Origin of the sequence: Brucella sp. IR073, from assembly GCF_049065735.1 — a bacterium.
Lineage (GTDB): Bacteria > Pseudomonadota > Alphaproteobacteria > Rhizobiales > Rhizobiaceae > Paramesorhizobium.
In genome coordinates this window covers 53,195-77,776 of record NZ_JBAKHD010000005.1, presented here as the reverse complement: position 1 = coordinate 77,776, position 24,582 = coordinate 53,195, and the positions used below count along the sequence as shown (strand labels likewise).

Genomic DNA, 24,582 nt, shown 5'->3' with positions numbered 1-24,582 from the left:
TATGGCTGCTTGCGCGCAGGTGGGAATGGAGCTTAATTGAGCGGAAGACGCATCATCATAGCGTCATTCCCCATGGAGCCGTTCCTTGCCTGCTTTCCCCATTGCCGATGAACTGACCCTGCGCGACTGTCAGACAGCCGATATTCCCGAAATCACAGCCATCTATGCCCATGCGGTGCGCACTGGCACGGCAAGTTTCGAGCTTGAGCCGCCATCCGAAGCGGAGATGGCGAGACGCCGCGAAACGCTCGTCGCAGGCGGCTTTCCATACGTCGTCGCGATTATCGGCGGCAAAATCGCGGGCTATGCCTATGCGGGACCACACCGGGCGCGTCCGGCCTATGACGACACGGTGGAGAACTCGGTCTATGTGCACGAGGATTTTTATGGCCGCGGCATCGGCAAGGCGCTGATGATCGAGGTGATCGAACAGGCGGAAGAGCGCGGTTTCCGCCAGATGGTCGCCGTCATCGGCGATTCCGCCAACACCGCCTCCATTCGCCTGCACGAAAGCTTGGGCTTTGAGATCATCGGCACGCTGAAATCGGTCGGCTGGAAGCATGGCCGTTGGCTCGACACGGTGCTAGCGCAGCGCGCGCTCGGGCCGGGAGATGTGGCGCCGCCGTCGCGGAAGGCGGGAGTTTAACCGACTCTCTTCCCCTTCTCATCCACCACCCTCTCCCCATCCTCCTTCGTAAACGCCCCCTGCTGCGGAAGCGGCAGAATGTCGAGCACCAACTCCGACGGCCTGCACAGCTGGACACCAAGCGGGGTAACCACAAACGGGCGGTTGATCAGGATCGGATGCTCCAGCATCGCGTCGAGCAATTGCTCATCATCAAGGGCGGGATCGTCCAGCCCGAGCTCGGCATAGGGCGTGCCCTTCTGCCGGATCGCCTCGTGCACGCTCAGGCCGGCCCTGGCGATCATAGCCTTGAGTTCCTCCCGGCTGGGCGGCGTCTTCAGATATTCGATCACATCAGGCTCGATCCCGGCATTGCGGATCATGGCAAGCACGTTGCGCGACGTGCCGCAGGCGGGATTGTGGTAGATTATCACGTCCATATTACGCTCCATGCGCCCCGAGATAATGAATATGCAGCCGTCCATGATGCGGCGAGCGATCGATGAAGGCTTTCACGCCGAAAACCTCCGCGACAAGGTCCTGCGTCAGCACCGCCTCCGGCGCGCCAGCCGCCACGACCCGGCCATGCTGGAGAACGGCGATCCGGTCGCAGAACATGGCGGCGAGGTTCAAATCGTGCAGCGCCACCACGCTCGTCACCGGCAGTTTTGAGACCAGCGACAGGATCTCCAATTGGTGCTGGATGTCCAGATGATTCGTCGGCTCGTCGAGAATGAGTTCCGTCGGCGTCTGCGCCAGCGCCCTCGCAATATGGACGCGCTGGCGCTCGCCGCCCGAGAGCGTGTGCCAGGATTGCGCGCGCTTGTGTGCCATGCCGACGCTGGCGAGCGCATGCGTGACCGCTTCCTCATCCCGGGCCGTCCATGGCGTGAGCGGCCCGCGATGCGGCGTGCGCCCAAGCCGCACCACATCCTCGACACTGACAGGCGCATCCGTCGCCGCCTGCTGCTCCACCAGCGCGATCCGGCGCGAAAGCGCCGCGCGGGACAGGTCGCCCACCCCGTCCCCGCCCAGCGTGATCACGCCGCTGTCCACGCGCCTGAGGCCGCAGATCAGCCGCAACAGGCTCGATTTGCCCGAGCCGTTCGGCCCGAGCAGGCCCAGCATCTGTCCCGGCTCGATATGAAGCGTGACATCGTCAACGATGGTCTTGCCCGACGCCGCCCAGCATGCGGCCTTGACGGATATGCTCATACCGCCCTCCTCGCCCGATAAAGAATGAATGCAAATGCCGGCGCGCCGAACAGCGCTGTCACCACGCCGATGGGCAGGACCTGCTGCGGAATGATGATCCGCGAAACGATATCCGCCAGCACCATGAAGATCGCCCCCGCCATGGCCGAGGCCGGAATGAGCCGCAAATGCCCCGGTCCGACGATGAACCGCGCGGCATGGGGAATGACCAGCCCGACAAAGCCGATGGAGCCGACAATGCTGACCATCGCCGCCGTCATCAGCGAAGTGAGACCGATGAGCACGACCCGCACCCGCGCAACCGGCACGCCCAGCGTCGACGCCGCATCGGTGCCGAACGTGAAGGCGTCGAGCGCGCGGGCATAAAAGAGGCAGACGGCAAAGCCGCCAAGCGCCACCGGCGCAGCGAGATACACATCCGGCCAGCGGACGCCGCCAAGGCTGCCGAGCAGCCAGAACATCACGCCCCGCGCCTGCTCCGCATTGGCTGACGTGGTGACGATATAGGAGGTCAGCGCATTGAAGAGCTGCGACCCCGCCACCCCGGCGAGGATGATCCGCTCACGGCTCCCGCCGGAGCCTGCCGCCAGAACCGAAACCAGCAGAAAGGCAATGATCGCCCCGATGAACGCCCCGCTCGAAAGCGTCAGCACCCCGTAACCGAGCCCCAGGATCATCACCGCCACCGCTCCTGTCGATGCGCCCGCCGAAATGCCGAGCACATAAGGCTCCGCCAGCGGATTGCGCAGCAGCGCCTGCAGGATGACGCCCGAAAGCGCCAGCGCCGCCCCGCACGAAGCCGCCACCAGCGCCCGGCTCATCCGATAATCCCAGATGATACCCGCCTGAATACCGCTCACCGCGAAATCCGCCCCGATGAGCCGGTTGGCGACGGCCTTGAAGGTGGTCGTGAGCGGGATCGCCATTTCGCCGACGGAGACAGCCATGGCGATGGAGAGGAGCAGTGCCAGAATGGAGACGAGGGCGAAGAGAATGAGGGTGGTTTCGGTTTTAAGAGAAGCGCGAGGCACACCCCCCTCTACCCTGACGGGCATCTCCCCCTCAAGGGGGGAGATTACGCCTTCATGGATACGCGGTGCCAATCGCAGCCGCTGCAAAATGGGGGCGGAGCGTCGTGTCAGCCAATCTCCCCCCATGAGGGGGAGATGTCCGGCAGGACAGAGGGGGGTACTGTCCCGCTGCCGTTTCCATTTAAAATGTATCACTTCACCAACCCGAACGTCTTGATCCCCGCTGCCAGCGCCTCGATGCCATCTATGGTGCGGATGGTCGGGTTCATCGCCTGCGCATCCATCATCACGAAATGCTTGCTTTTAACCGCCTCGAGCTGGCTCACGACCGGATCGGTTTCAAGGAAATCGACCTTCACCTTGGGGTCATCAGCCGCATAGCGGCGGCGGGTCATTTCGCCGATAACGATCACCGCCGGGTTCTTCGCGGCGATGGTCTCCCAGCTCACCAGCGGCCATTCCTCATCGGTGTCGATGATGTTTGTCGCGCCAAGCGCCCGCAGCATATAGGCGGGCGCACCGTTCTTGCCCGCCACAAAAGCATCGCCCTTCACATCCTTGCTGGAGAACCAGAAGACGACGGGCACGCCCACTGCCTTCTCGCCCGCGACCGAGGCAATGGCATCCGCCTCGCGCTTCTTCAGTTCCGCCACCAAGGTCTCGCCACGCTCCTGCACATCGAAGATTTCCGCTAATTCCCTGATCTCCTGATAGACGAGGTCCATCGTGAACGGCTGCTTGCGCACCCCGTCCCCGCCGCCGGAATTGTCCTTGGCCACGCAATCGGCGGGCGAGATATAGGTGGGAATGCCGAGGTCCGCGAATTGCCGGCGCGTGCCGACCGCTCCCTGCGGGCCGACATCCCACTCGAACTGCGCGGCGACAAGGTCCGGCTCCTGCGCCACGACGGATTCGAAGCTCGGGCTGTTGTCGGCCAGCCGCTTGATCTTGGCGTTCTCGGCTTCAAAAGGCTTCAGCACCGGCCCGACCCAGACCGCTGTGCCGACGATCTTGTCGGCCAGCCCGAGCGAAAGCAGGATTTCCGTCGAGTTCTGCCCGATGGCCACCGCCCGCTGCGGCGGCTTGTCGAAAGTGACCGAAGTACCGCAATTCTGCAGCGTCAGCGGGTATTGCGTCTGCCCGGCGGCTTCCGCTGTGCAAAGGCCCGCAACGATGCCGAATATAGCCGTAACGGCAAAAGCGGCTTGATTGGAAATAAGGTTTCGCATGGTTTTCCTGAAATGAAATCTTGATGAAGCAGACGCTCAGTTTGTCAGCCCGAATTGCCGGAGCCCGTCCGCCAGCGCCTCAATTCCGTCAATCGTGCGGATCGTGGTGTCCATCGACTGTGCGTTCATCACGACGAAGCGCCGGGCCTTGACCGCTTCCAGCTGGCTGGTGACGGGATCGGTTTTCAGAAATTTGATCTTCTCCGCCGGATCATCGGCGGCGCGGCGGCGGCGCCCCATTTCTGCGACCACAATCACGGCGGGGTTCTTGCCGGCGATCGTCTCCCAACCGACGAGCGGCCAGTCTTCGTCGCTGTCGATTACATTCCGCGCACCAAATGCTCGCAATATATAGGCGGGCGCGCCCATTCTGCCCGCCACGAAAGCATCGTCCTTCAATTGCTTGCTGGAATACCAGAATACGACCGGCAGTCCCTCGACTTTGCTCGCCGCAACCGAAGCCAGCGCACCCGCCTCGCGCTTTTTCAATTCGCCGACGAGCCTCTCGCCGCGCTCCTGCACGTCGAATATCTCGGCAAGTTCCTGAATCTCCTGATAGACCAGTTCCATCGTGAACGGCGCCTTGCGGACCCCATCGCCGCTATTGCTGACTGAATAGTCCTTCACGCAATCGGCGGGCGAGATGTAGGTGGGGATGCCAAGGTCTGCGTATTGCCCGCGCGCTCCGGCATCGGATTGCGGCGCGATATCGGATTCGAACTGGACCGCGACGAGATCCGGCTCCTGGGCCACGACCGTCTCGAAGCTGGGGCTGCCATCGGCAAGCCGCTTGATCTTCGCATTCTCGCTTTCGAACTGCTTGAGAACCGGACCGAACCACCAGGATGTGCCCGCGATTCTGTCGGCAAGCCCGAGCGAAAGCAGGATCTCCGTCGAGTTCTGGCCGATGGTGACCGCCCGCTGCGGCGCCTTGCCGAAGGTGATGCTGACGCCGCAATTCTGCAGGGTCAGCGGGTATTTCGTCCGCCCGGCGGCAAGGCCGGATGAGGCGTCGGCCATCAGCCAAAGGGCGGCTGTTATGACGAAGGCCCCTCCCCGGACGCACCGGTGAGTGATGTCTGGCATGATTGTTTTCCTCTCCGGGCAACCCCGCCCGCGAAAATGGACATTTGATTTGACGGCAGGTCTCCTGGCTCGCGGATATCTGCCTCACATCTGCCTTCCCGCCATCCGTCACCGGACCGGCAGTGGCATGGCGCCTCCTAGAGGAGACGCCACAAGGACGTTCGGCAATCCGCCTACAGTTGCGGGGGCAGCCACGGTCTTGGTCCCGATTGGGTCGTCCGCACCGTGTTCCCTATTAATCCCCTGAGAGTCATCCTTCGGGGAACCGTCACCCGCGATTCTTAAAGGGGCCGTGAGGCCCTCGTCAAGACGAGCGAAGCCGAACGGGCTTTTCGTAATGTAATAACGTTACAAACGTCAAGCGCTAAAATGCCGCGGCACCGGGCTCACCATGCCGCAAGTTGCAAAAGCTTTGACACAAGATCATGCGGATAAAACAGAGACTTAAGACGAAATATCTTGCCTTGACTCAATCGCGCCCTACACTGATATGCAAAAGAACTGGAATAAGCTTGGCGATGAGATTTGGACACTGTATCCACTGCAAATATCGCCGCTCAACGCTGGATAGCGGAAAACCTATTGACTCCTTAACTATAGTACTATTTATCTCTCGCAACTTTTAGGGGGACCCCATGAACAACGCAAACGATCGCGGCTTGAAGGATGTTTTGCTCTGGCTGAGCTACGCCTTCCTGTTCGTCGTGATCTGTCTCGTTGTGAACGAACTGCGTGGCGTGCTCGTTTAAATTTTCTGCAATAGAGAAACGCTCAAAGCGAAGCGAAGCATAAATAGAGAAGCTTTCTTGATAGCAGACACGCTGGGGAAAATCACAGCCCGCCGAACCTAAAACCCAATTATACTTTGGTCTATATCTCAGGCGGAGAATCCGCCATTTCGCAGCCTCGCTTTCCCTCAATAATCCTCCGGAACAATACGCGCCCTCGGCGGTTAACCGGGTGGGTGTATTGGAAAGGAGATTTGAGACATGTCGAACATGGACGAATGGGTAAACCAATGGCTGCGTGACGCGCACGCCATGGAAGAACAGGCGGAGCAGATGCTGAGCGCACAGGCGAGCCGCTTGGAGAATTACCCGCAGTTGCGCGCTCGCATCGAGCAGCATCTGGCCGAGACGAAATCCCAGCGCGACCGGATCGCCCGCTGCATCGAGCAGCGCGGCTCCTCCACCTCCACCATCAAGGACGCCGCCGGCAAGCTGACGGCAATGATGCAGGGCCTGGGTGGCGTCGTGGCCGGCGATGAAGTCGTAAAGGGCACGCTGGCGAGCTATACGTTCGAGCACATGGAAATCGCCTCCTATCGCATTCTGGTTGCTGCGGCCAAAGCTGCGGGCGACATGACCACCGCACGGGTCTGCGAAGAAATCTGCCGTGAGGAAGAGGCCATGGCCGAATGGCTCGCCGATCATACCGATGGCATCACGCAGGAATATCTGCGGCGCGATTCAGCTGAGCTCGAAACGGCCAAGCGCTGATTTGTCGCACAAAATTCGCTTGCGCAGCCGGGTGACAGATCACCCGGCGCCGCCTGCCCAGCGCTTCGCACATTAGCGCTGACGCAAGCGATTGAAATCATATGACAATTCTAACACACTGAATTATTTACGATATTTTAAAGGGTTTGACTCCGTTACCCGACCAGCCCACACTTCCCGCCCTAGGCACTCCCGTCATTTGGGCTTATTTCGTAGCCTGGTAAAGCTAAACGGAGAATCACATGCCTATTAGGGGTGAATATCCAGGTCCTGGGTCCGCATATAGCGGCGAAGACTGGCGCATCATGCAGACAGCCTACCATAGGGCCGCCGCAATCCTGGATCACGGCCCCGACGACAGCTGGAAGGCCGACCGGTTGGCCCGCGAGGTCATGCGGCTGTTCAATCTCGGCTATCGGGACGTAGAAGCCCTCGCTTTCGCCGCAGCCGATAGCGAGAGCAATCGGGTGGAGCAGGAAAGAAGGTTTCCTGTCGCTATATAATGGATGGCTGCCTGCATAGGACAGCCTTCCATGGCCGCCTCGATATCTCGTAAGAAGTTGAGGCGAGGCGAGGCGAGCGCAATTCCCCACCAGCAAGGCGGGGGATATCAATTGGCATTTCATATGTGCAGCCCGGTCCGTGATCTGCATCGTTGCGGCAACGTCACCGGAGAGGCATGGATTCCTGTGACAAGCACAGGAATGACGATTGCTTTGCAGTTGGCCGCTAATCTCCCAATCGCTCCGTTTGGCTCAAACGGTATTAATCAATCGAGTAAATCTCCACCCGTCATTCCTGTGCTTGTCACAGGAATCCATGCCTCGACATTTCCGCTATAACAACGGTGCCGAATGGTGGCCCGCAGCTCCATCAAACCACGAGCTGCCCTTCCTGAGCAGCACGAAAGTTCCAGTTCCGACGCCGAATCAATCCGAGATTCGCCGAGATTCTCTGGGACCACCGATACCCACCAATATCCGAACACCAAATTTCTCCCAATAGGCTCTCGTCCGCCACAACTTCTTGCGAAGAAATTCTTCGATTTTCCGTTAAAAATGAAAGACTTAACCGATATCATCAATTTTAGCTTAATTAGCATAAATTCCTCCCCATTTATTAGGGTTGCGACTTACCCTGTTTTTATCGCACAAATTGCACGCCGGATGTTCCATCGGCGCTGAGGCCCGACCCCCACCCGCAACCATCATCCAGGTCGGGCCTCTTCCCTTCCCTTCCCTTCGACAGACAGAAAAACTTTCAGGGCGCGAACCGCAGGATATCGATCCGATCCGGCGGCCGATATGCGCATACAAAACGGCGGGCCCCGATGGCAGCCCGCCGTCTTGTAAGAGCGCCGGTAAGCGCGGCTCTTAGTAGTCGGTCTCGTAGTCCGTGTCGTTGTAGAGGCGCTTGGCACCGCGATATTCGGTGCCGCCATTGAGACGGACCGTCTTGGAAGTGTGGATGCGGCGCTCCGGCAGTACCTCTGTGCGATGGACGTACTGGTTGCGGGTCACGACCCGCGGACGCTCATGAATGCGCGTCACGACGTTCTCGCGAACAACCGGCTGCACGCGGTCAACCCGGACGATCCGGTTGACGTGACGCACATAGCGCGTGTTGTTGACGTCGCGATAGCGGGTCATGTTCTTGACGTTGCGGACGGTCTTGTAACGATAGACCGTCTCGGACGTCGGAGCCACATGGGCGCGGTTCACGATCGTCTTCGAGGTGCGGATATGGCGGGTCGGCAGAACCTCTGTCCGGCTGCCATAACGGTTCTCACGGATGACCGCGGTCTTGTTATGAACGCGCGTCACCGTATTGACCCGCGTGACGGGCTGCACGCGCGTCACGTTCACAATGCGCTTGGTATGCGTCACGACGCGAGGACGCTCAACATCACGATAGCGTGTGACATTGCGCACCTGGCGCTTGACATTCCCCTCACGATAGGTCGTCTCGACCTTGGTCGTGGGGATATTTCTCCTTGCTTCCTGCGCTTCCGCGGCAACCGTGATGGCTACCATCGAAGCACTTGCCAGAGCGGCAACAGCAAAGAGATTCTTGAAGGACTTCATCATGACTCTGTCTCCTAGAGTTACACAAGATACACATCACAGAACTAAGCCCTCAGTTTCCCCCTACTGAAAAGACCTAACGCAGCGAAATCTAGTCGATAATACTTACGAATGTACAAAGGAAATCCAAAACACCACTATTCTACTTTAAAATATTACTGATAATTTTTACTAAGTTTCTAAGTATTTTATGATTTGCTATTGATTTACTTGGCCACTATCCAGACAAATTCATATGCATTCTTTCTTTATCTTCCTAAAATTCTAAATATTATAAGGAACGAAAATATGAGAGCGACGATAAGAGTGGGTGCGGTTCTTCTGAGCCTGTTTGGTCTTTCCGAGGCGGCCGCCGCCGCGTCGAATACTGACTGCCGCCCGGCGGCTCTTCGCGGCCTTCAGAAGCTATCTCCCGAGGGCTATGCGATATACCGGGCAATGCAGGACAAGGATCAGTTCACGACATGGATCACCTGTCAGGACGTGCAGCTCGATCTTGCGACGGCAGTCCATGAATCCGTGCATACGCTGACGGAGGAGCGGGATGCTTATCCGCTTATCGGCGGCGCCAGCCTTCCCCGCCCGCATGAAACCGAGAGCTTCTTCGCGCCGCAGGAAATCGCCGGCCAGATGGAGAGGCGGTTCCAGGATCCGCTCTTCATCGAAACCTATCTGAAGCCGGGCGCGGCATCGTCGGCGGATAATTTCATGTTTCTCCTGGATGAGCTCAATGCCTTCAGCCATGATCTGAACTCTGCTGTCCGGCTCACATCCGTTCACACCGGCGACAACCGGCCCGATCATCGCGACGGCCTCGCGGCGATGATGGCATTCGTGACGGCTTATGCGGACGAAGCGCGAAAGAACCATCCCGAAACATGGCAAGGGCTGAACCAACCAAAGACCGCGAAAATCATCGCCACGCTCTGGAAACAGGCCGAAACCACGATGGCCTCCTCCTGCGGCATAGCGGAGTTCGGCACCAATGATCGCGATTATCTGAGCTATGTGGCGAATACGGAGAATTCCGCGGCCCTCGGCGCTATCATCGGCCGTACGCCTGCCCGCCTCACAGCCTGTCTCACCGCTCCGGTCACCGCCGCGACGCAATGATCGGCTCTCTTGGGCGGGGCTGAGGCAAGGGTGCCCAAGCCCCGCCATCCCGGCGCCCTTTTCTACCGCCAGGCGCACATGAATCTTTTTTAATTTAGCGATTGCAGCTGCACCAAGCTCTACCTATTTCATTCTGTGAGGCCACTGCATTTCATCTGTTTTGTTTACGCGCGGAGAATTCAGAAATGGCCGGCTCAAATGGAAATGCTGGATCGCGTCAGGCTTAAACCATGCGTATACCGCATTTATCGTTTTTACTGCGGTGGAATTGCTCATAAAGCCATATAAAGGGCCAGATTTCCGTATTACCACTAGGGATAGCAGATTCGCGTTTACTGGCTGATAAGAACACTGGGAACATTCCTCTTGCCCCGTTGCGCGGACTGCTGAAAACTATTACTCGCATGCCACAAAACAATAATGATTCTAGAGGAGCCTAAAATGTTGGAAGAAAAGAACCAGAGCGAAATCATCGAGTTCACCGCCGAGATCGTCACGGCCTATGTGGCCAACAATCCGGTTGCGGCGAACGACCTGCCAGCCCTGATCGCGGAGATCCATGCCTCGCTTTCCGGCCTGATAATGGAAGCGCCTGTACTGCCCGCTGAAAAGCCCACGCCCGCGGTGCCGGTCAAGAAGTCCGTGACTGATGACTACATCATCTGCCTGGAAGACGGTAAGAAGTTCAAGTCGCTCAAGCGCCACTTGATGACCCATTACGGAATGACGCCCGAAGAATACCGCGCAAAGTGGGATCTCCCCGCCGACTACCCGATGGTCGCGCCCAACTATGCCGCGACCCGCTCGAACCTTGCCAAGCAGATGGGGCTGGGGCGCAAAGCCAAGGCGGAAGTGGTAAAGCCGCGCAAGAAGGCCGCCTGATATTCCCCTGGCCGCGATTTCTAAGCCGCGCATGTGGAAACGAGAGGGCAGGATATCCCGTTCGGCTTATCCTGCTCTTGCCTTCCCGGATACTCGACCACCTCGCCCACTGCGGCGGGACCGAAACGGGATAAAATATGCGTGAAAAATAAGAAACCGGCGCTCGCAGGGATATCCGGAATTCGTACCTTGGGTCTTCAGGCACGCGAGCAGCACGTTCAAAGCCCCTCCCTTGGCTTCCGTAGGGAGGGGCTTTTTGTGGCCTGAAGCTTAGCCTGCGGGCGCCACGGCAGGGGTCAGCGTCACGGAAGTGCCCGTGGCCGCAGCGTTCAGGCCCTTGAGGCCCTCCACGCTCACCGTCTGCAGCTGGATGGAGCCGGCGGTACCACCGGTAAGCACATTCACTCCGACGCCGAGGCCGACAGTCGCCTGCACGCTCAGACCCTGATAGAGGCCGGCGAGCGAGCCGTGGTGATAGCCGGCGGTCGGTGCGAAAACAGCCCAGATGATGCGCCCTTCGGTCGTAAAGCCGAGATCTACGCCCATTTTACGGATAACACCGTTATAATGGTCGAGCGGCTCGGCCCCACCCATAGTCGACTTGAAGACGCAATCCATCTCTTTCGCCGAACCCAGCACATAGCCGACACCGCCGGCAACGTGGCAATCGAGATAACCGATGCGAACGCCATCGCGCTGGTCAGGCACCTGCTGGATCGGCGCTTCGCGAACCATATCGGCCGCAAGGGCGGTTCCGCCGAATGCCAGAACCGGAAGAGCGGCAAGCGCTGCGGCAACAATCTTCTTCATTTCCCTGTAACTCCTTCAAGTACTTCGTGGCCCGTCCATTTTTTCGATTCTGTTCGAACGAGCCGGTGGGCTATGGGCCACACATGTGGCGGAAGAATGATTGAACGTGCGGGCGCACAATTTGTTGCATTTATTGCCCGACCGCCCATCTTCGCCTCACGCGCCCGTGAACGGCCGATCGATGCCAGAACGATGAAATTCCGCCACCGTGGGTTTCACTCCTATTGCCAGAAAAATCCGAAAAGTGGAACATTCGTCCGGGGAATCAAGGCAAACGATTCGGGCGGGGGGAGCGCATTATGCGTTATTACGCACATACGGGAAACGAGCCGGATAAATCCGACTGGCAGACACTTAAGGACCATTTGCTGGCGGTGGCGGAAATGGCAAGCGCCATGGCCGAGCTGCTCGGTCTCGGACAAGCCGCCTATATGGCCGGGCTTTTCCACGATCTCGGCAAATATACGCTGGCATTCCTGGCGCGGCTGGAAGGGTCCACCAATCCGGTCGATCATTCCACGGCAGGCGCAGCGCTACTGCTGGAGCGCACGACAGGTCCGGACAAATGGATGGCTGAACTCCTTGCCTATTGCATCGCAGGCCACCATGCGGGCCTGCCTGACCGGCGCAATGAATTTTCACATTGCCTGCATCACCGCCTGAAGGAATTCAGCAACCGGCCCGATCCGGTCTGGGAGGACGAACTCGCGCCCAACTTCACCGGGCTTTCCACCGATGTGCTCCTGAATGCGATGCGCCAGCCCTATCCGGCCTTCGTGCTTTCCGTTCTCACTCGGATGCTGTTCTCCTGCCTCGTGGATGCGGATCGCAAGGACACAGAACGGTATGCCGAGGCCCTTAAAGGACGCGAACCGGACAGAAAATGGAAGTCCCTGCAAGAGTTGCTGCCGGATTTCCTCGATCGCTTCGACCGCCATATGGCCGGGATGCCAAAGGACAGCGAGCTTTCGCCACTGCGTCGGGAAATCCTCGATCATGCGCGCAGCCAGGCGGCGCTGGAACCCGGTCTGTTTACCCTTACCGTACCCACAGGCGGCGGCAAGACGCTTACCTCGCTTGGCTTTGCGCTCGATCACGCAAAGGCTTATGGCCACACGCGGATCATATATGCCATTCCGTTCACTTCGATCATCGAACAGACAGCGGATATCTTCCGCAAAATTCTGGACTTCGGTGGAGAAGAGCACGTCCTAGAACATCACTCTGCGATCGATGAGGAAGAGTTCGATTCGAAGAATGCGCGCGAACGCGGCGACAAGCTGAAGCTCGCTATGGAGGACTGGTCCGCGCCGATCGTGGTGACGACCAATGTGCAGTTCTTCGAAAGCCTGTTCGCCGCCCGCCCCTCCCGCGCCCGCAAGCTGCACAACATTGCGGGCAGCATCATCATTCTCGATGAAGCACAGACAATCCCGCGCCATCTCTTGGTCCCGTGCGCGCGAACGCTCGATGCGCTCGCGCGGATCTGCCGATGCACCATCGTGCTATGCACCGCCACCCAGCCGGCGCTGGACGCGGACAATTTCGAAAAAGGCCATCCGGTCGGCCTGCCGCTTGCGGGCCGCGAACTGGCCCCTGACCCGCAAGGTCTAGCCCGGCGACTGCGCCGCGCGCATATCCGTTTCACCGGAGAAATGACCAATGGCGATCTCATTGAAGCGCTAAGCGGGGAACAGCAGGCGCTTGTCATCGTCAACAGCCGCAAGCACGCGCTCGAACTGTTCCGCGAGGCACAGGCGGCGGAGCTTTCCGGCCTCGTGCATCTGACGACGCGGCAATATGCCGTGGACCGGCGGCACATCATCGCCGACGTAAAGAAGCAGCTCAAAGACAACCTACCCGTCCGCGTCATCGCCACCAGCCTGATCGAGGCGGGCGTCGACATCGATTTTCCAAAGGTCTGGCGTGCGGAAGCGGGACTCGACCAAATAATTCAAGCCGCAGGCAGATGTAACAGAGAGGGTAAACGGCCCGTCGAGGATAGCATCGTCAGCGTATTTTCAGCGGCCGGCTATCCAATCCCGGTGGAGATAAAGGGACTGGTTGAAGACATGCAGCGCATGCTCAGCCGTCACGACGATCTCCTCTCGATCGAAGCCATAGAGGATTATTTCGGCGAGGTGTACTGGCGCAAAGGGGAGGAAGGATTGGGCAAGCCATTCCTCGACCGGTTTTCCGTGACGCCTGATGGAACCGACTTTGCCTTCCGCACCGTGGCGGCGGACTTCCGCATGATCGACAGCAGCATGGTGCCGGTCATCGTCGCAGGCGACGAAACGGCGCGCAAAGCGGTGGCCGATCTGGCGTTTGAAAACATCCCGTCCGGCTCCATCGCCCGAAGACTGCAAGGCTACATCGTGCAGACACCGCCCAAGGCACGCGATCTGCTGATTCAGAACGGCTACGTCCATTTTGTTGAGCCCGACCTTCGCGGCGATCAGTTCGCTGTCTTGCAGAATGACAGCCTCTACAGCCATGAAGTGGGGCTCTTATGGGAGAACGGAGAATATCTCACCAACGAGAATTCCATCATCTGAAAAAGCGGCGGTTCTGCGAGGGCAGAACCGCCGCTTTTTTACAATCGCTTCCAAAAAGAAGTTTCGATCCACGCTCACCTTGGAGCGACCTCCCTTGAATAAGCAGCTTTATGGCATTTCTTCATCACGCACATCGGAAAAACTAATTCTCTGTTGCCAAACTTTTTCGCTTCCAATAAGAAGAAAATAGGTAATAGGGGACAGGAGATGACGTACGGCATCCGACTAAGAGTTTGGGGAAATTACGCGTGTTTTACGCGCGCCGAAAACAAGGCTGAGCGGCTCTCCTATGAGGTCATGACGCCTTCGGCCGCACGCGGAATACTCGAAGCGATACATTGGAAGCCGGCAATCCGGTGGATAGTTGACGCCATTCACATTTTGGAACCTCCCCGCTTCCAATCGATCCGCCGCAATGAAGTGGGGACCCCTATATCGGCGGACAAAGCGATGAGCGCCATGAAACGCGGTAGCTTGGACGGGCTACACTCGCTTGTAGATGAAGATCGTCAACAGCGTGCAGCAACAGTTCTGGTAAAACCTGAATACGTCATTGCCGCCCATTTTGAGTTGACTTCGAAGGCCGAAATTACAGAAACCGAGGGTAAGCATCTCGACATATTTAACCGGCGGGCACGGCGTGGACAAAGTTTTCATCAACCCTGCCTCGGAACTCGGGAATTCGCTGCTTATTTCGAACTGATCGAACCTGACGCACCGACGCCGGAGCCGAGGGAGCGCACAAGGAATCTTGGCTTCGGCGAGGAGCGTCGGCTCGGTCTAATGCTATGGGACATAGATCATCAAGCCAAAGGCAAACCCTCTTTGCTCTTTGATGCGGTGTTACGCAACGGCGTAATGAACGTACCCCGCCCGGGCTCTCCGGAAATCTTCAAGCGTGAGGTCCGATCATGAGCATCCTCGCCTCGCTCGTTCGTGCTTATGAACGTCTACCCCACGCTCCGCCCTTCGGTTTCTCATCTCAGAATATTGGCGTTGTGGTTGGCCTCCGTGAAGATGGGTCCGTGGCAAGCGTCACGTCGTGGCTGGAAGGAGAAGGTAAAAAGCGTAGGCCGCGCCAGATGCTGGTACCGCAGCCGGTGAAGCGGGCATCCAATATCGCGCCGAACTTCTTGTGGGATAAGACTGCCTATTCGCTCGGCGTAAAGGCTGAAGTTGGAGGGCGGACAATTCGCGAGCATGCTGCCTTCAAGGAATATCACGAGAAGGCCCTAGCTGGCACGGAAGATACCGGCCTAAAAGCATTTCTCCTGTTCCTACGGCAATGGACGCCAGATCAGTTCGTCCCGCCATTCTGGACAGAAGAACTGAAAGATCAAAACATCGTATTTTGTCTGGAAACTGATCGCCGCCGAAATCTCTGGCTCCATGAACGGAGCGCCGCGAAGGAATTGTGGAAACAAATTTCTGGCGGAAGTGATGAAAATCAGCAAATCTGTCTGGTTACCGGCAAGCTCGGCCCGGTGGCACGGCTGCACCCGTCGATCAAAGGCGTGTGGGGCGCGCAAAGCGCTGGCGCTTCTATCGTTTCTTTCAATCAAAAGGCCTTCACCTCCTACGGCCACGAACAAGGCGACAACGCGCCCATCTCTGAATATGCCGCCTTCGCCTACACCACCGCGCTCAACCGCTTTCTGGAGCGTGACAGCGGCCATCGCATCCAGATCGGCGACACCTCCACCATATTCTGGGCAGATGCATCGAAGATCGAACTGGCCAAGGAGGCCGAAAGTCTTTTCCTTGCCATGCATGGCGGTGCCGTCCCGCCCGAAACCGACAGCAAAGAGGCAAAAAAACTCGGTTTCCTTCTGGCCAACATCAAGGCCGGCGTGCCATTGAAAACGCTCGATCCGGAACTGGCGGACGGCGTGCGTTTCCACGTGCTCGGCCTCGCGCCCAATGCCGCACGCATCTCCATCCGCTTTTACTATGAGAATGATTTCGGCGATCTGGCCAGAAATTACAGTGATTACTACCAGGACATGCTCTTCGAGCCGCGCCCCAAGGACCGGCGCGTTACAATCGGCAGCATGGTTCTGCGCACCGCGCCCGCGCGCAAAGACCGCAACAACCAGATCAAATTCGACAGCGAACAGGTATCCCCGCTGCTCTCGGGTGAACTGTTGCGCGCCATCCTAACGGGCGACCGTTTCCCGCGCGGACTTCTGGCGCAAATTCTCATGCGCATACGCTCCGATCATGTGCTCGACAGCCTGCGCATATCCACCATCAAGGCCATCATCGTGCGCGACATGCGCAAGGAAAACCGCTTACCGAAGGGGGACTATCTCGTGCATTCAGATACCGACGATCCGAATTCCGCCCGACGCTTGGGCCGACTCTTCGCCCTGATCGAGCGCGCGCAACTGGCGGCGCTGGGTGATGAAATTAACGCGACCGTGAAAGACAAATTTCTTAGCTCTGCCGCGGCGACGCCAGCGCAGACCTTCGTACCCATCCTAAAAAATGCGCACAACCATCTAAAGCGGCTACGGAACGGGCATACCGATGCGAGATGGATAAAAGAACTCGCGGCCAAAAAGGGTAAACCGGTTTCAGAGGTTGCCCGCAATGTGGGCAAAGGCCTCTCCGATAAAATTGAAGAATTAGGTGCTTCATTCTTTGAAACCGGGTTCCCCGCGCAGCACTCCGATGAAGAACAGGGATTTTTCCTGATCGGCTACTATCACGAACGCTATACTAGTCGGAATAGCGGGGAGAATGACAGCGATGGCGGCAATCCGGCCGACGATGAATTGACCAACGAAGGAGAGGAATAAACCATGGCCGCGATCCAGAACCGCTATGACTTCGTCTATCTTTTCGACATCAAGAACGGCAATCCCAACGGCGACCCCGACAATGGCAACATGCCGCGCATCGAGACCCAGACTCAGAAGGGGCTGGTCACCGATGTCAGCCTCAAGCGCAAGGTGCGCAACTATGTCGATCTGGTGAAGGGCGGCCAGCCTCCCTACGCGATCTACATGCAGGAGAAGGCCGTCCTCAACAACCAGCATAAGAAGGCCTATGAAGCGCTGGGCCTGAAGCCCGACAACAAGAAGCTTCCAAAGGAAGAAGATAAAGCGCGCGAACTGACCCGCTGGATGTGCAACAATTACTTTGACGTCCGCGCTTTCGGCGCTGTCATGACCACGGAAGTGAATGCCGGGCAGGTTCGCGGGCCGATCCAGATGACCTTCGCGGAATCGGAAGACGCCATCGTGCCGCAGGAGGTGACGATCACCCGCTCCTCGGTCACCAACGACCGCGACGCAGACAAGGAGCGCACGATGGGCCGCAAATATATCCTGCCCTATGCGCTCTACCGCAGCCACGGCTTCGTTTCCGCCAATCTCGCAGGTGACAACACCAAGGGCACCGGCTTCTCGGAGGATGACCTCTGCCTGTTCTTCGACGCGCTGTGCAATATGTTCGATCACGACCGCTCCGCGGCGCGTGGCGAAATGAACGCCCAGCGTTTGATTGTGTTCAAGCATGAAAGCGCGCTCGGCAACGCGCCGGCGCAGAAGCTTTTCAAGCTAGTTACTGTTGAGCGTGAGAAAGACATCAAAATGCCTCGCAGCTTTGGGGATTACAAGGTCACCATCGACCGCGACAACCTCCCCGCCGGCGTCGAGATCATCGAGAAGCTCTGAGCCATGGAAGCGGAAGGGGGACATCGCGGCGAGATGGAGCCCATCCCCCTCTCTGCGCTCCAGCATGCGGTCTATTGCCTGCGCCAGGCGGCTTTGATCCATCTGGAGCGCGTCTGGGCGGAGAACCGCTTTACGGCGGAGGGGCAGGTGCTGCATCAGGTTGCCGACAAGGGCGGGACGCGCAAGGCGCGCGGCGTGAAGCGCGTCATGGCGCTGCCCCTCGCCTCGAAGCGGCTCAACATCGCCGGCGTCGCCGATATGGTCGAGTTCCACCCCGGCGATGGAGGTGAAACACCCTTCCCCGTCGAATACAAGCGCGGCAAGGCCAAGCTGCACCGCGCCGACGAAGTGCAGCTCTGTGCGCAAGCGCTATGCCTCGAAGAAATGACGGGCCGCCCCGTGCCGGAGGGCGCACTTTTCTATGCCGAAACCAAGCGCCGCGTCGCCGTCCCCTTCGATGCCGAATTGCGCCGCCTGACCGAAGAGACCATTACCGCCCTCACGGAAATCTTCGCCAGCGGCAAGACCCCGCCGCCCACCCCGCTCAAATCCCGCTGCCGCGCCTGTTCGCTCAACGAACTCTGCCGTCCGGATGCTGTGGCGCGGCCCGTCAAGGCCTGGCGCAGTCGCATGGTCGGGCGACTCCTCACTGATGACAGATAGCCCGCATGAAAAAGCTGCTCAACACCATCTATATCACCACCGAAAACGCCGCCCTGCGCAAGGACGGCGAAAACCTTGTGGCCGAGGTCGATGGTGCCGAGCGCGCCCGCGTGCCCATGCACATGCTGGCGTCTGTCGTGCTGTTCGGCCCCATCTTCATCTCTCCCGCGCTTATGGCGGCCTGCGCTGGCGCGGGCATCACGCTGGTGCTGCTCGACCGCAACGGCCGTTTTCAGGCAAGGGTGGAAGGTCCCGTCACCGGCAACGTGCTGCTGCGCCGCGCACAATATATCGCCTCCGACAAGCCGGAAGAGATCGTGCGTTCCATGGTCATCGGCAAGGTGGCGAACCAGCGCTCCGTGCTGATGCGATCCTTGCGCGATTATGGCGAGGAATATGCGGAAGCCGACCGCGAGGCGATAACACGGGCTGCGGAGCGTCTCGCGCGGATCATCCGCCGCGTCGAGCTTGTCGACGAGACGCTCGATGCCATGCGCGGCTCGGAAGGCGAAGCCGCCAATCTCTATTTCTCGGTTTTCGACCATCTGATCCGCTCGCCGGACAAGGAGATGCGCTGGAAAGGGCGTTCGCGCCGGCCGCCGCTCGACCCGATCAATGCGCTCCTCTCCTTCCTCTATACGCTACTGACGCATGACTGCCGCAGTGCCTGCGAGAGCGTCGGCCTCGACCCGGCGGTGGGCTTCCTCCACCGCGACCGCCCCGGCCGCCCGTCCCTCGCGCTCGACCTGATGGAGGAACTGCGCCCGGTTCTCGCCGACCGCCTGGCGCTCTCGCTCATCAACCGGCGGCAGCTGCGTGGCCGTGATTTCGAAACGCGCGAAGGCGGCGCGGTGATGCTGTCCGACGAAGCACGCAAGACGGTGCTGACCGCCTGGCAGGAGCGCAAGAAGGACGAGCGCCTGCATCCCTTCCTGGAGGAAAAAGCACCGCTCGGCCTCGTCCCCTACCTGCAAGCACAAATGCTCGCCCGGCACCTGCGCGGCGATCTGGACGCCTACCCACCCTGGTTCTGGAAATAGCCCATGCTGGTTCTCGTCACCTACGACGTCAACACCACCGAACCCAACGGCGCAAAACGCCTGCGCGCGGTGGCCAAGGCCTGCCGCGACTATGGCCAGCGCGTGCAATTCTCGGTCTTCGAGATCGAAGTGGACCCGGCTCAATGGATAAAGCTGAAGGCCCGGCTGGAAGGTATCATCAAGCCGGAATTCGACAGCCTTCGCTATTATTACCTGGGCTCCAACTGGCAGCGGAAAGTGGAGCATTTCGGCGCCAAGCCGGCGGCAGACCTTAGCGGCACACTGATTGTCTGATGCACGGACCGGGTACCGGTGGAACTGGTGCGAACCACAAGCGTGCCGCAAAACCCCGGCAGGTTCGCACCCAGCCCAGCTCTTTGAAATCGTGGATGTTTTTAAGGCAGGAGCTTATTTCTGCCCTGAGCAGCCCCGAAACCATCGCCCCCTTCGCGCACACACCCACCTTTTCTATTTCGAGCCAACCCGTTAGACAAACACAGTCGCCCTCCCCGCGAGGGCGTGGATCGAAACCTTGATCGTAAACTGGTCAACCGTCAATGGTTCAGTCGCCCTCCCCGCGAGGGCGTGGATCGAAACGAAGCCGTCGCGGCAAGCGCAGCGGTATAGGCGATGTCGCCCTCCCCGCGAGGGCGTGGATCGAAACCAAGTCAGGTTTCCGCCCTCGCAAGTGGAAACCTGTCGCCCTCCCCGCGAGGGCGTGGATCGAAACCTGCTCAGCATCCGGCTTCTTGCCGGTGTCCGGTGTCGCCCTCCCCGCGAGGGCGTGGATCGAAACGGGGCTGCTTGCGCAGGGAGGCCGAAGAACCAAGCGTCGCCCTCCCCGCGAGGGCGTGGATCGAAACATCCCGGCCAATCTGGAAGACAACCCAGACCTGATGTCGCCCTCCCCGCGAGGGCGTGGATCGAAACTGGAAGCCATGCCGGAAGAGCTGCGCATTCGCCTTGTCGCCCTCCCCGCGAGGGCGTGGATCGAAACGAGCCCATGAAGATGCTGGTACGCGCCCAGTAGTGTCGCCCTCCCCGCGAGGGCGTGGATCGAAACGCGTCGCAGGGCGATGGTCGCCGGATCATGCAGGTCGCCCTCCCCGCGAGGGCGTGGATCGAAACGTCAACGCGGTCTTCACCGCTTATCACCTCGTTCAGGTCGCCCTCCCCGCGAGGGCGTGGATCGAAACTAGACCCAGGACTATATGATGCCGTGAAAGCACGTCGCCCTCCCCGCGAGGGCGTGGATCGAAACCCTCGCGGATGAGACCTTTTTCGGCGGTTCTGCAGTCGCCCTCCCCGCGAGGGCGTGGATCGAAACCAATTACCCGAATCCGTTGGGCATCCGTTACTAGGTCGCCCTCCCCGCGAGGGCGTGGATCGAAACAAGGTGCGAACCACCAATGACGAGATCAACGAAGAGTCGCCCTCCCCGCGAGGGCGTGGATCGAAACAGCTACCGCCAGTGATAAACAGGAGGCCCGCGATGGTCGCCCTCCCCGCGAGGGCGTGGATCGAAACCTTGGCTGCGGCAAAGGCGTTTTGCGCGGCCTCCATGTCGCCCTCCCCGCGAGGGCGTGGATCGAAACTATTCCGTGCATGGCATCCGAAGGACTGCGCGTGGTCGCCCTCCCCGCGAGGGCGTGGATCGAAACCTCTATCGGAGCGCCGACACCGCGGCGACCGTCAAAGGTCGCCCTCCCCGCGAGGGCGTGGATCGAAACGATGACGACGCCCCGGAGTCTTTCGATGACCGCCGTCGCCCTCCCCGCGAGGGCGTGGATCGAAACCTTGGATGGCGGCACGGAGAATGGTTCTGACCGGTAGTCGCCCTCCCCGCGAGGGCGTGGATCGAAACCCTTGGAAAATCCACTCGTCCCAGGCGGCATTGGGTCGCCCTCCCCGCGAGGGCGTGGATCGAAACGCTTGATCCCATCTGTGCATCCAGGGATGCGGCGGTCGCCCTCCCCGCGAGGGCGTGGATCGAAACCCGACCCTGAATGGCCGCGCTCCGAAAGCGTCTAGTCGCCCTCCCCGCGAGGGCGTGGATCGAAACAGGATCTTCACGATAAGCTGATGGCTGCGGCCGGTCGCCCTCCCCGCGAGGGCGTGGATCGAAACTCGCCTTATCAGCGCTCGGCATCGTCTGGCTGCGTCGCCCTCCCCGCGAGGGCGTGGATCGAAACAAAAATCACCAGAACCCTAAGCTCGCAACCAGCGGTCGCCCTCCCCGCGAGGGCGTGGATCGAAACCTTCAAACCGATGTGCTGCGGATGGACGGTCTGCGGTCGCCCTTCCCACCAGGGCGTGTTCCCATGAAAGCTCGGCACGAATCGAACCGCCGGCGGCGGCGCACTGCCGCTCCCCGTCCCTCGTCTCCGCTCCTCCTTATCCACAACCCTCATCAACCCTTTCGCAACCATACACTAATTGAGCTTCCGATACTTTAGGAACTGCCGTTACATCACAACGTCCTGTTGCAGAAATGTGACAGACTTTTGACACGAAGCGGACTAGAGGAGCCTCATTGAATTCAACTGTGAGGTTTGAGATGAAAGCTGTACTTCTGGCTTCCGTAGCTGCGCTGTTTGCGACGTCCGCCATGGCCGCGGATGCTATCGTTTCGGAGCCGACGCCGCCTGCCGCTGCTGTCGACACCTTCTCGTGGACCGGCGGCTATATCGGCCTCAACGCTGGCTATGCCGGCGGCAAGTTCAAGCATCCGGTGACGCTTACCGATGAGCTGCTCGGCGAAACGCTGCTGTCCGACTCGATCGACTTCGACGCCGATGGCTTTGTCGGCGGTGTGCAGGCTGGCTACAACTACCAGCTGGGCAACGGCATTGTTCTGGGCGCGGAAGCCGATTTCCAGGGTTCGACGCTCAAGGGCGACGAGTCGGAACTGCTCGGGACCACTCTCAAGGGTGAGACCAAGGTCGAGTGGTTCGGTACGGTGCGTGCGCGCCTGGGCTACACCCCGGTCGAACGCCTCCTGGTCTACGCCACCGGCGGTCTGGCTTATGGCAAGATCAAGTCGTCCCTGAGCGACGGCACCGATAGCATTAGCGACTCCGAGACCAAGACTGGCTGGACGGTCGGCGCCGGCGCCGAATACGCGCTCGACAACCATTGGACGGTCAAGGGCGAGTATCTCTACACCGATCTGGGCAAGCGTACGCTGGTCGACTTCACCACCGCCGACCTCTACAACCTCAATGTTAAGAACGACGTGACGTTCCACACCATCCGCGTCGGCGTGAACTATAAGTTCTGAGCATGATCCCGAACCGAAGGTCAGCGTCAGCAAAAAGTTGTAGACTTTTCGGCTAAAGATCATGCGGCGAAAAAGTTAGAGCCACAAACGGATAGGAAGCCGCCCTTCTCCAGTCGGGCGGCTTTTTCTTTAAAGCATGTTGGTCGCGTTTCCCCGGAACACTCGCCTCCCCACGGAGTTCCCCTACGGTATCCCAACCAAGGAGGCCGATATGGAAACCCAGTACCCAACCCCGCCATTCGACACCCCGCACCAGCCGATGCCCGGCATGACGGAGGAAATGAATCCCAAGCCGGACCATGGCGAGAACAGCTATCGCGGCTCGGGCAAGCTCATGGGCAAGAAGGCGATCATCACAGGCGGCGATAGCGGCATCGGCCGCGCCGTCGCGATCGCCTTTGCCCGGGAAGGCGCTGATGTGCTCATTGCCTATGTGGAGGAGGATGAGGACGCGGAGGATACCTGCGCACTCATCGAGGCCGAGGGGCGCAAGGCCGTCGCGGTGAAGTGCGACCTGCAATATGCCGAGTCGTGCCGCGATGTGGTGCGCGCCGCCGCAAGCGAGCTGGGCAGCATCGATATCCTCGTCAACAATGCCGCGCATCAGGCGAGCTTCTCGCGCCTGGAGGACATAACGGACGAGGAATGGGAACTGACCTTCCGCGTCAATATCCACGCGATGTTCTATCTGGTGAAGGCCGCGCTGCCCTATATGAAGCCCGGCTCTTCCATCATCAACACCGCCTCGATCAATTCCGATATGCCCAACCCGACGCTCCTGGCCTATGCGACCACCAAGGGCGCGATCCAGAATTTCACCGCCGGCCTGGCGCAAATGCTGGCCGAAAAGGGCATTCGGGTGAACACGGTCGCACCGGGGCCGGTCTGGACGCCGCTCATCCCCTCCACGCTTCCGGATGATGCGGTTTCGAATTTCGGCAAGCAGGTGCCGATGAAGCGCCCGGCCCAGCCTGCGGAACTGGCTTCCGCCTATGTCATGCTGGCCGATCCGCTGTCGAGCTATACCTCCGGCGCTACCATCGCTGTGACGGGCGGAAAGCCGATTCTCTAGGGAAGCGTTGGCGGGACAGTACCCCCCTCTGCCCTGCCGGGCATCTCCCCCTCAAGGGGGGGAGATCGGCTGACAATGATGGTCCGCCTTTATTTTGCGATGTTTGCGATTGGTGCCGGCCGCTGGCGAGGGCGTAATCTCCCCCCTTGAGGGGGAGATGCCCGGCAGGGCAGAGGGGGGTTGCCTCGCGATTCCGTCAAAACACTATAATCAGTATCCCCTCCAGATACCTTGCAGCCGGCATTCACCCGGCTGCAATCCCCCGGCCCATGCGCACAAAAAAACGCCCGCCAGTTGGCGGGCGTTTCGTTGGGGAGCGTGCATCAATTAGTGCTCGCCGCCCTTGCGACCAGCTTCGGCAGCGCGTTCGCGGTCGTTCTTGAAGTTACCGCCAGATACCTGGCCACCCTTGTGGCCGGCTTCAGCGGCGCGCTCGGGATCGTTCTTGAAGTTGCCTCCCGAGGCACGTCCGCCCTTTGCGGCGATCTCGCGCTGCTTGTTCTCGTCCATGGAAGCAAAACCGCGGTTGGAAGTGTTATCAGCCATTGTCTTTCTCCTTGAGCTGGTGAAACACACCTTGTTAACCAGTGACTAACGAGGATGTTCCCGGCTATTTTCGTTTTTTTCTTAAAAGTTGATCTCACTCCGCTGCGTTGGATTTGAGCGCTTTTTACTACGGCTCGCTTGCTCCGGGCGGGCACGATCCCCGCAATCA

22 protein-coding genes, 1 CRISPR repeat array and 1 riboswitch are annotated in these 24,582 nt (G+C 59.5%); of the genes, 14 read left to right on the top strand and 8 right to left on the bottom strand.

Annotated elements, in window-relative coordinates; translation table 11 throughout:
- Positions 1-85: 85 nt before the first annotated feature.
- Positions 86-646: a GNAT family N-acetyltransferase gene (locus ACOWVG_RS12280; protein WP_420962501.1), complete on the top strand. Its 561-nt coding sequence runs from the start codon at positions 86-88 to the stop codon at positions 644-646.
- On the opposite strand, the gene arsC is transcribed toward ACOWVG_RS12280, so the two are convergent.
- The 5 genes from arsC to ACOWVG_RS12255 form a co-directional block, all read right to left on the bottom strand.
- Complete coding sequence (gene arsC, locus ACOWVG_RS12275) at positions 643-1,065, bottom strand: arsenate reductase (glutaredoxin) (RefSeq protein ID WP_420962500.1); 423 nt, start codon at positions 1,063-1,065, stop codon at positions 643-645. The genes ACOWVG_RS12280 and arsC overlap by 4 nt on opposite strands.
- A gap of 1 nt (position 1,066) precedes the next feature.
- Positions 1,067-1,840 (bottom strand): ABC transporter ATP-binding protein, encoded by a 774-nt coding sequence (locus ACOWVG_RS12270; RefSeq protein WP_420962498.1) that lies wholly within the window; start codon positions 1,838-1,840, stop codon positions 1,067-1,069.
- Complete coding sequence (locus tag ACOWVG_RS12265) at positions 1,837-2,895, bottom strand: FecCD family ABC transporter permease (RefSeq protein WP_420962497.1); 1,059 nt, start codon at positions 2,893-2,895, stop codon at positions 1,837-1,839. Before ACOWVG_RS12265 ends, ACOWVG_RS12270 begins: the two co-directional genes overlap by 4 nt.
- Before the next feature lie 167 nt (positions 2,896-3,062).
- Positions 3,063-4,100 carry an ABC transporter substrate-binding protein gene (locus ACOWVG_RS12260; protein ID WP_420962496.1) on the bottom strand — a complete coding sequence of 346 codons (1,038 nt, stop codon included), beginning with the start codon at positions 4,098-4,100 and terminating at the stop codon, positions 3,063-3,065.
- Between the two features lie 36 nt (positions 4,101-4,136).
- Positions 4,137-5,186, bottom strand: coding sequence for an ABC transporter substrate-binding protein (locus ACOWVG_RS12255; RefSeq protein ID WP_420962495.1), 1,050 nt, complete (start codon positions 5,184-5,186; stop codon positions 4,137-4,139).
- Positions 5,187-5,222: 36 nt separating this feature from the next.
- A riboswitch (cobalamin riboswitch) is annotated at positions 5,223-5,471 on the bottom strand.
- Between the two features lie 704 nt (positions 5,472-6,175).
- Here ACOWVG_RS12255 and ACOWVG_RS12250 point away from each other — a divergent pair.
- Positions 6,176-6,685 carry a ferritin-like domain-containing protein gene (locus ACOWVG_RS12250; protein WP_420962494.1) on the top strand — a complete coding sequence of 170 codons (510 nt, stop codon included), beginning with the start codon at positions 6,176-6,178 and terminating at the stop codon, positions 6,683-6,685.
- Positions 6,686-6,990: 305 nt separating this feature from the next.
- The gene (locus tag ACOWVG_RS12245) at positions 6,991-7,188 is read left to right on the top strand and encodes a hypothetical protein (RefSeq protein WP_420962493.1); all 198 of its coding nucleotides are present in this window, start codon (positions 6,991-6,993) and stop codon (positions 7,186-7,188) included.
- An 870-nt stretch (positions 7,189-8,058) separates the two neighbouring features.
- On the opposite strand, the gene ACOWVG_RS12240 is transcribed toward ACOWVG_RS12245, so the two are convergent.
- Positions 8,059-8,772, bottom strand: coding sequence for a hypothetical protein (locus tag ACOWVG_RS12240; protein ID WP_420962491.1), 714 nt, complete (start codon positions 8,770-8,772; stop codon positions 8,059-8,061).
- Positions 8,773-9,057: 285 nt separating this feature from the next.
- Here ACOWVG_RS12240 and ACOWVG_RS12235 point away from each other — a divergent pair, with 285 nt between their 5' ends.
- Both ACOWVG_RS12235 and ACOWVG_RS12230 read left to right on the top strand, forming a co-directional pair.
- Positions 9,058-9,882: a hypothetical protein gene (locus tag ACOWVG_RS12235; RefSeq protein WP_420962490.1), complete on the top strand. Its 825-nt coding sequence runs from the start codon at positions 9,058-9,060 to the stop codon at positions 9,880-9,882.
- A gap of 441 nt (positions 9,883-10,323) precedes the next feature.
- Entirely contained in the window at positions 10,324-10,764 is a 441-nt protein-coding gene (locus ACOWVG_RS12230) for a MucR family transcriptional regulator (protein WP_420962489.1), read from the top strand.
- 270 nt (positions 10,765-11,034) lie between these two features.
- Here the strand turns inward: ACOWVG_RS12230 and ACOWVG_RS12225 are convergent, their stop codons facing one another.
- The gene (locus tag ACOWVG_RS12225) at positions 11,035-11,574 is read right to left on the bottom strand and encodes a DUF992 domain-containing protein (RefSeq protein WP_420962488.1); all 540 of its coding nucleotides are present in this window, start codon (positions 11,572-11,574) and stop codon (positions 11,035-11,037) included.
- 299 nt (positions 11,575-11,873) lie between these two features.
- Here ACOWVG_RS12225 and cas3 point away from each other — a divergent pair, with 299 nt between their 5' ends.
- The 9 genes from cas3 (at position 11,874) to ACOWVG_RS12180 (ending at position 23,867) form a co-directional block, all read left to right on the top strand.
- Entirely contained in the window at positions 11,874-14,132 is a 2,259-nt protein-coding gene (gene cas3 / locus ACOWVG_RS12220; protein ID WP_420962487.1) for a CRISPR-associated helicase Cas3', read from the top strand.
- A gap of 207 nt (positions 14,133-14,339) precedes the next feature.
- The gene (gene cas5c / locus ACOWVG_RS12215; RefSeq protein WP_420962486.1) at positions 14,340-15,047 is read left to right on the top strand and encodes a type I-C CRISPR-associated protein Cas5c; all 708 of its coding nucleotides are present in this window, start codon (positions 14,340-14,342) and stop codon (positions 15,045-15,047) included.
- On the top strand, positions 15,044-16,933 hold the full coding sequence (gene cas8c / locus ACOWVG_RS12210) for a type I-C CRISPR-associated protein Cas8c/Csd1 (RefSeq protein WP_420962484.1): 1,890 nt from the start codon (positions 15,044-15,046) through the stop codon (positions 16,931-16,933). Before cas5c ends, cas8c begins: the two co-directional genes overlap by 4 nt.
- A gap of 3 nt (positions 16,934-16,936) precedes the next feature.
- Positions 16,937-17,812, top strand: coding sequence for a type I-C CRISPR-associated protein Cas7/Csd2 (gene cas7c / locus ACOWVG_RS12205; protein WP_420962483.1), 876 nt, complete (start codon positions 16,937-16,939; stop codon positions 17,810-17,812).
- 3 nt (positions 17,813-17,815) lie between these two features.
- The gene (gene cas4 / locus ACOWVG_RS12200) at positions 17,816-18,475 is read left to right on the top strand and encodes a CRISPR-associated protein Cas4 (RefSeq protein ID WP_420962482.1); all 660 of its coding nucleotides are present in this window, start codon (positions 17,816-17,818) and stop codon (positions 18,473-18,475) included.
- Between the two features lie 5 nt (positions 18,476-18,480).
- The gene (cas1c, locus tag ACOWVG_RS12195; RefSeq protein WP_420962481.1) at positions 18,481-19,515 is read left to right on the top strand and encodes a type I-C CRISPR-associated endonuclease Cas1c; all 1,035 of its coding nucleotides are present in this window, start codon (positions 18,481-18,483) and stop codon (positions 19,513-19,515) included.
- Positions 19,516-19,518: 3 nt separating this feature from the next.
- A complete protein-coding gene (gene cas2 / locus ACOWVG_RS12190; protein WP_420962480.1) occupies positions 19,519-19,809 on the top strand; it encodes a CRISPR-associated endonuclease Cas2 in 291 nt (96 codons plus the stop codon).
- 205 nt (positions 19,810-20,014) lie between these two features.
- Positions 20,015-21,773: a CRISPR direct-repeat array (repeat unit 32 nt; unit sequence GTCGCCCTCCCCGCGAGGGCGTGGATCGAAAC).
- 299 nt (positions 21,774-22,072) lie between these two features.
- Complete coding sequence (locus tag ACOWVG_RS12185) at positions 22,073-22,795, top strand: outer membrane protein (protein WP_420962479.1); 723 nt, start codon at positions 22,073-22,075, stop codon at positions 22,793-22,795.
- Positions 22,796-23,006: 211 nt separating this feature from the next.
- Positions 23,007-23,867, top strand: coding sequence for an SDR family oxidoreductase (locus ACOWVG_RS12180; RefSeq protein WP_420962478.1), 861 nt, complete (start codon positions 23,007-23,009; stop codon positions 23,865-23,867).
- 327 nt (positions 23,868-24,194) lie between these two features.
- Here the strand turns inward: ACOWVG_RS12180 and ACOWVG_RS12175 are convergent, their stop codons facing one another.
- Positions 24,195-24,413 (bottom strand): general stress protein, encoded by a 219-nt coding sequence (locus ACOWVG_RS12175; protein WP_188825330.1) that lies wholly within the window; start codon positions 24,411-24,413, stop codon positions 24,195-24,197.
- Positions 24,414-24,582: the final 169 nt, after the last annotated feature.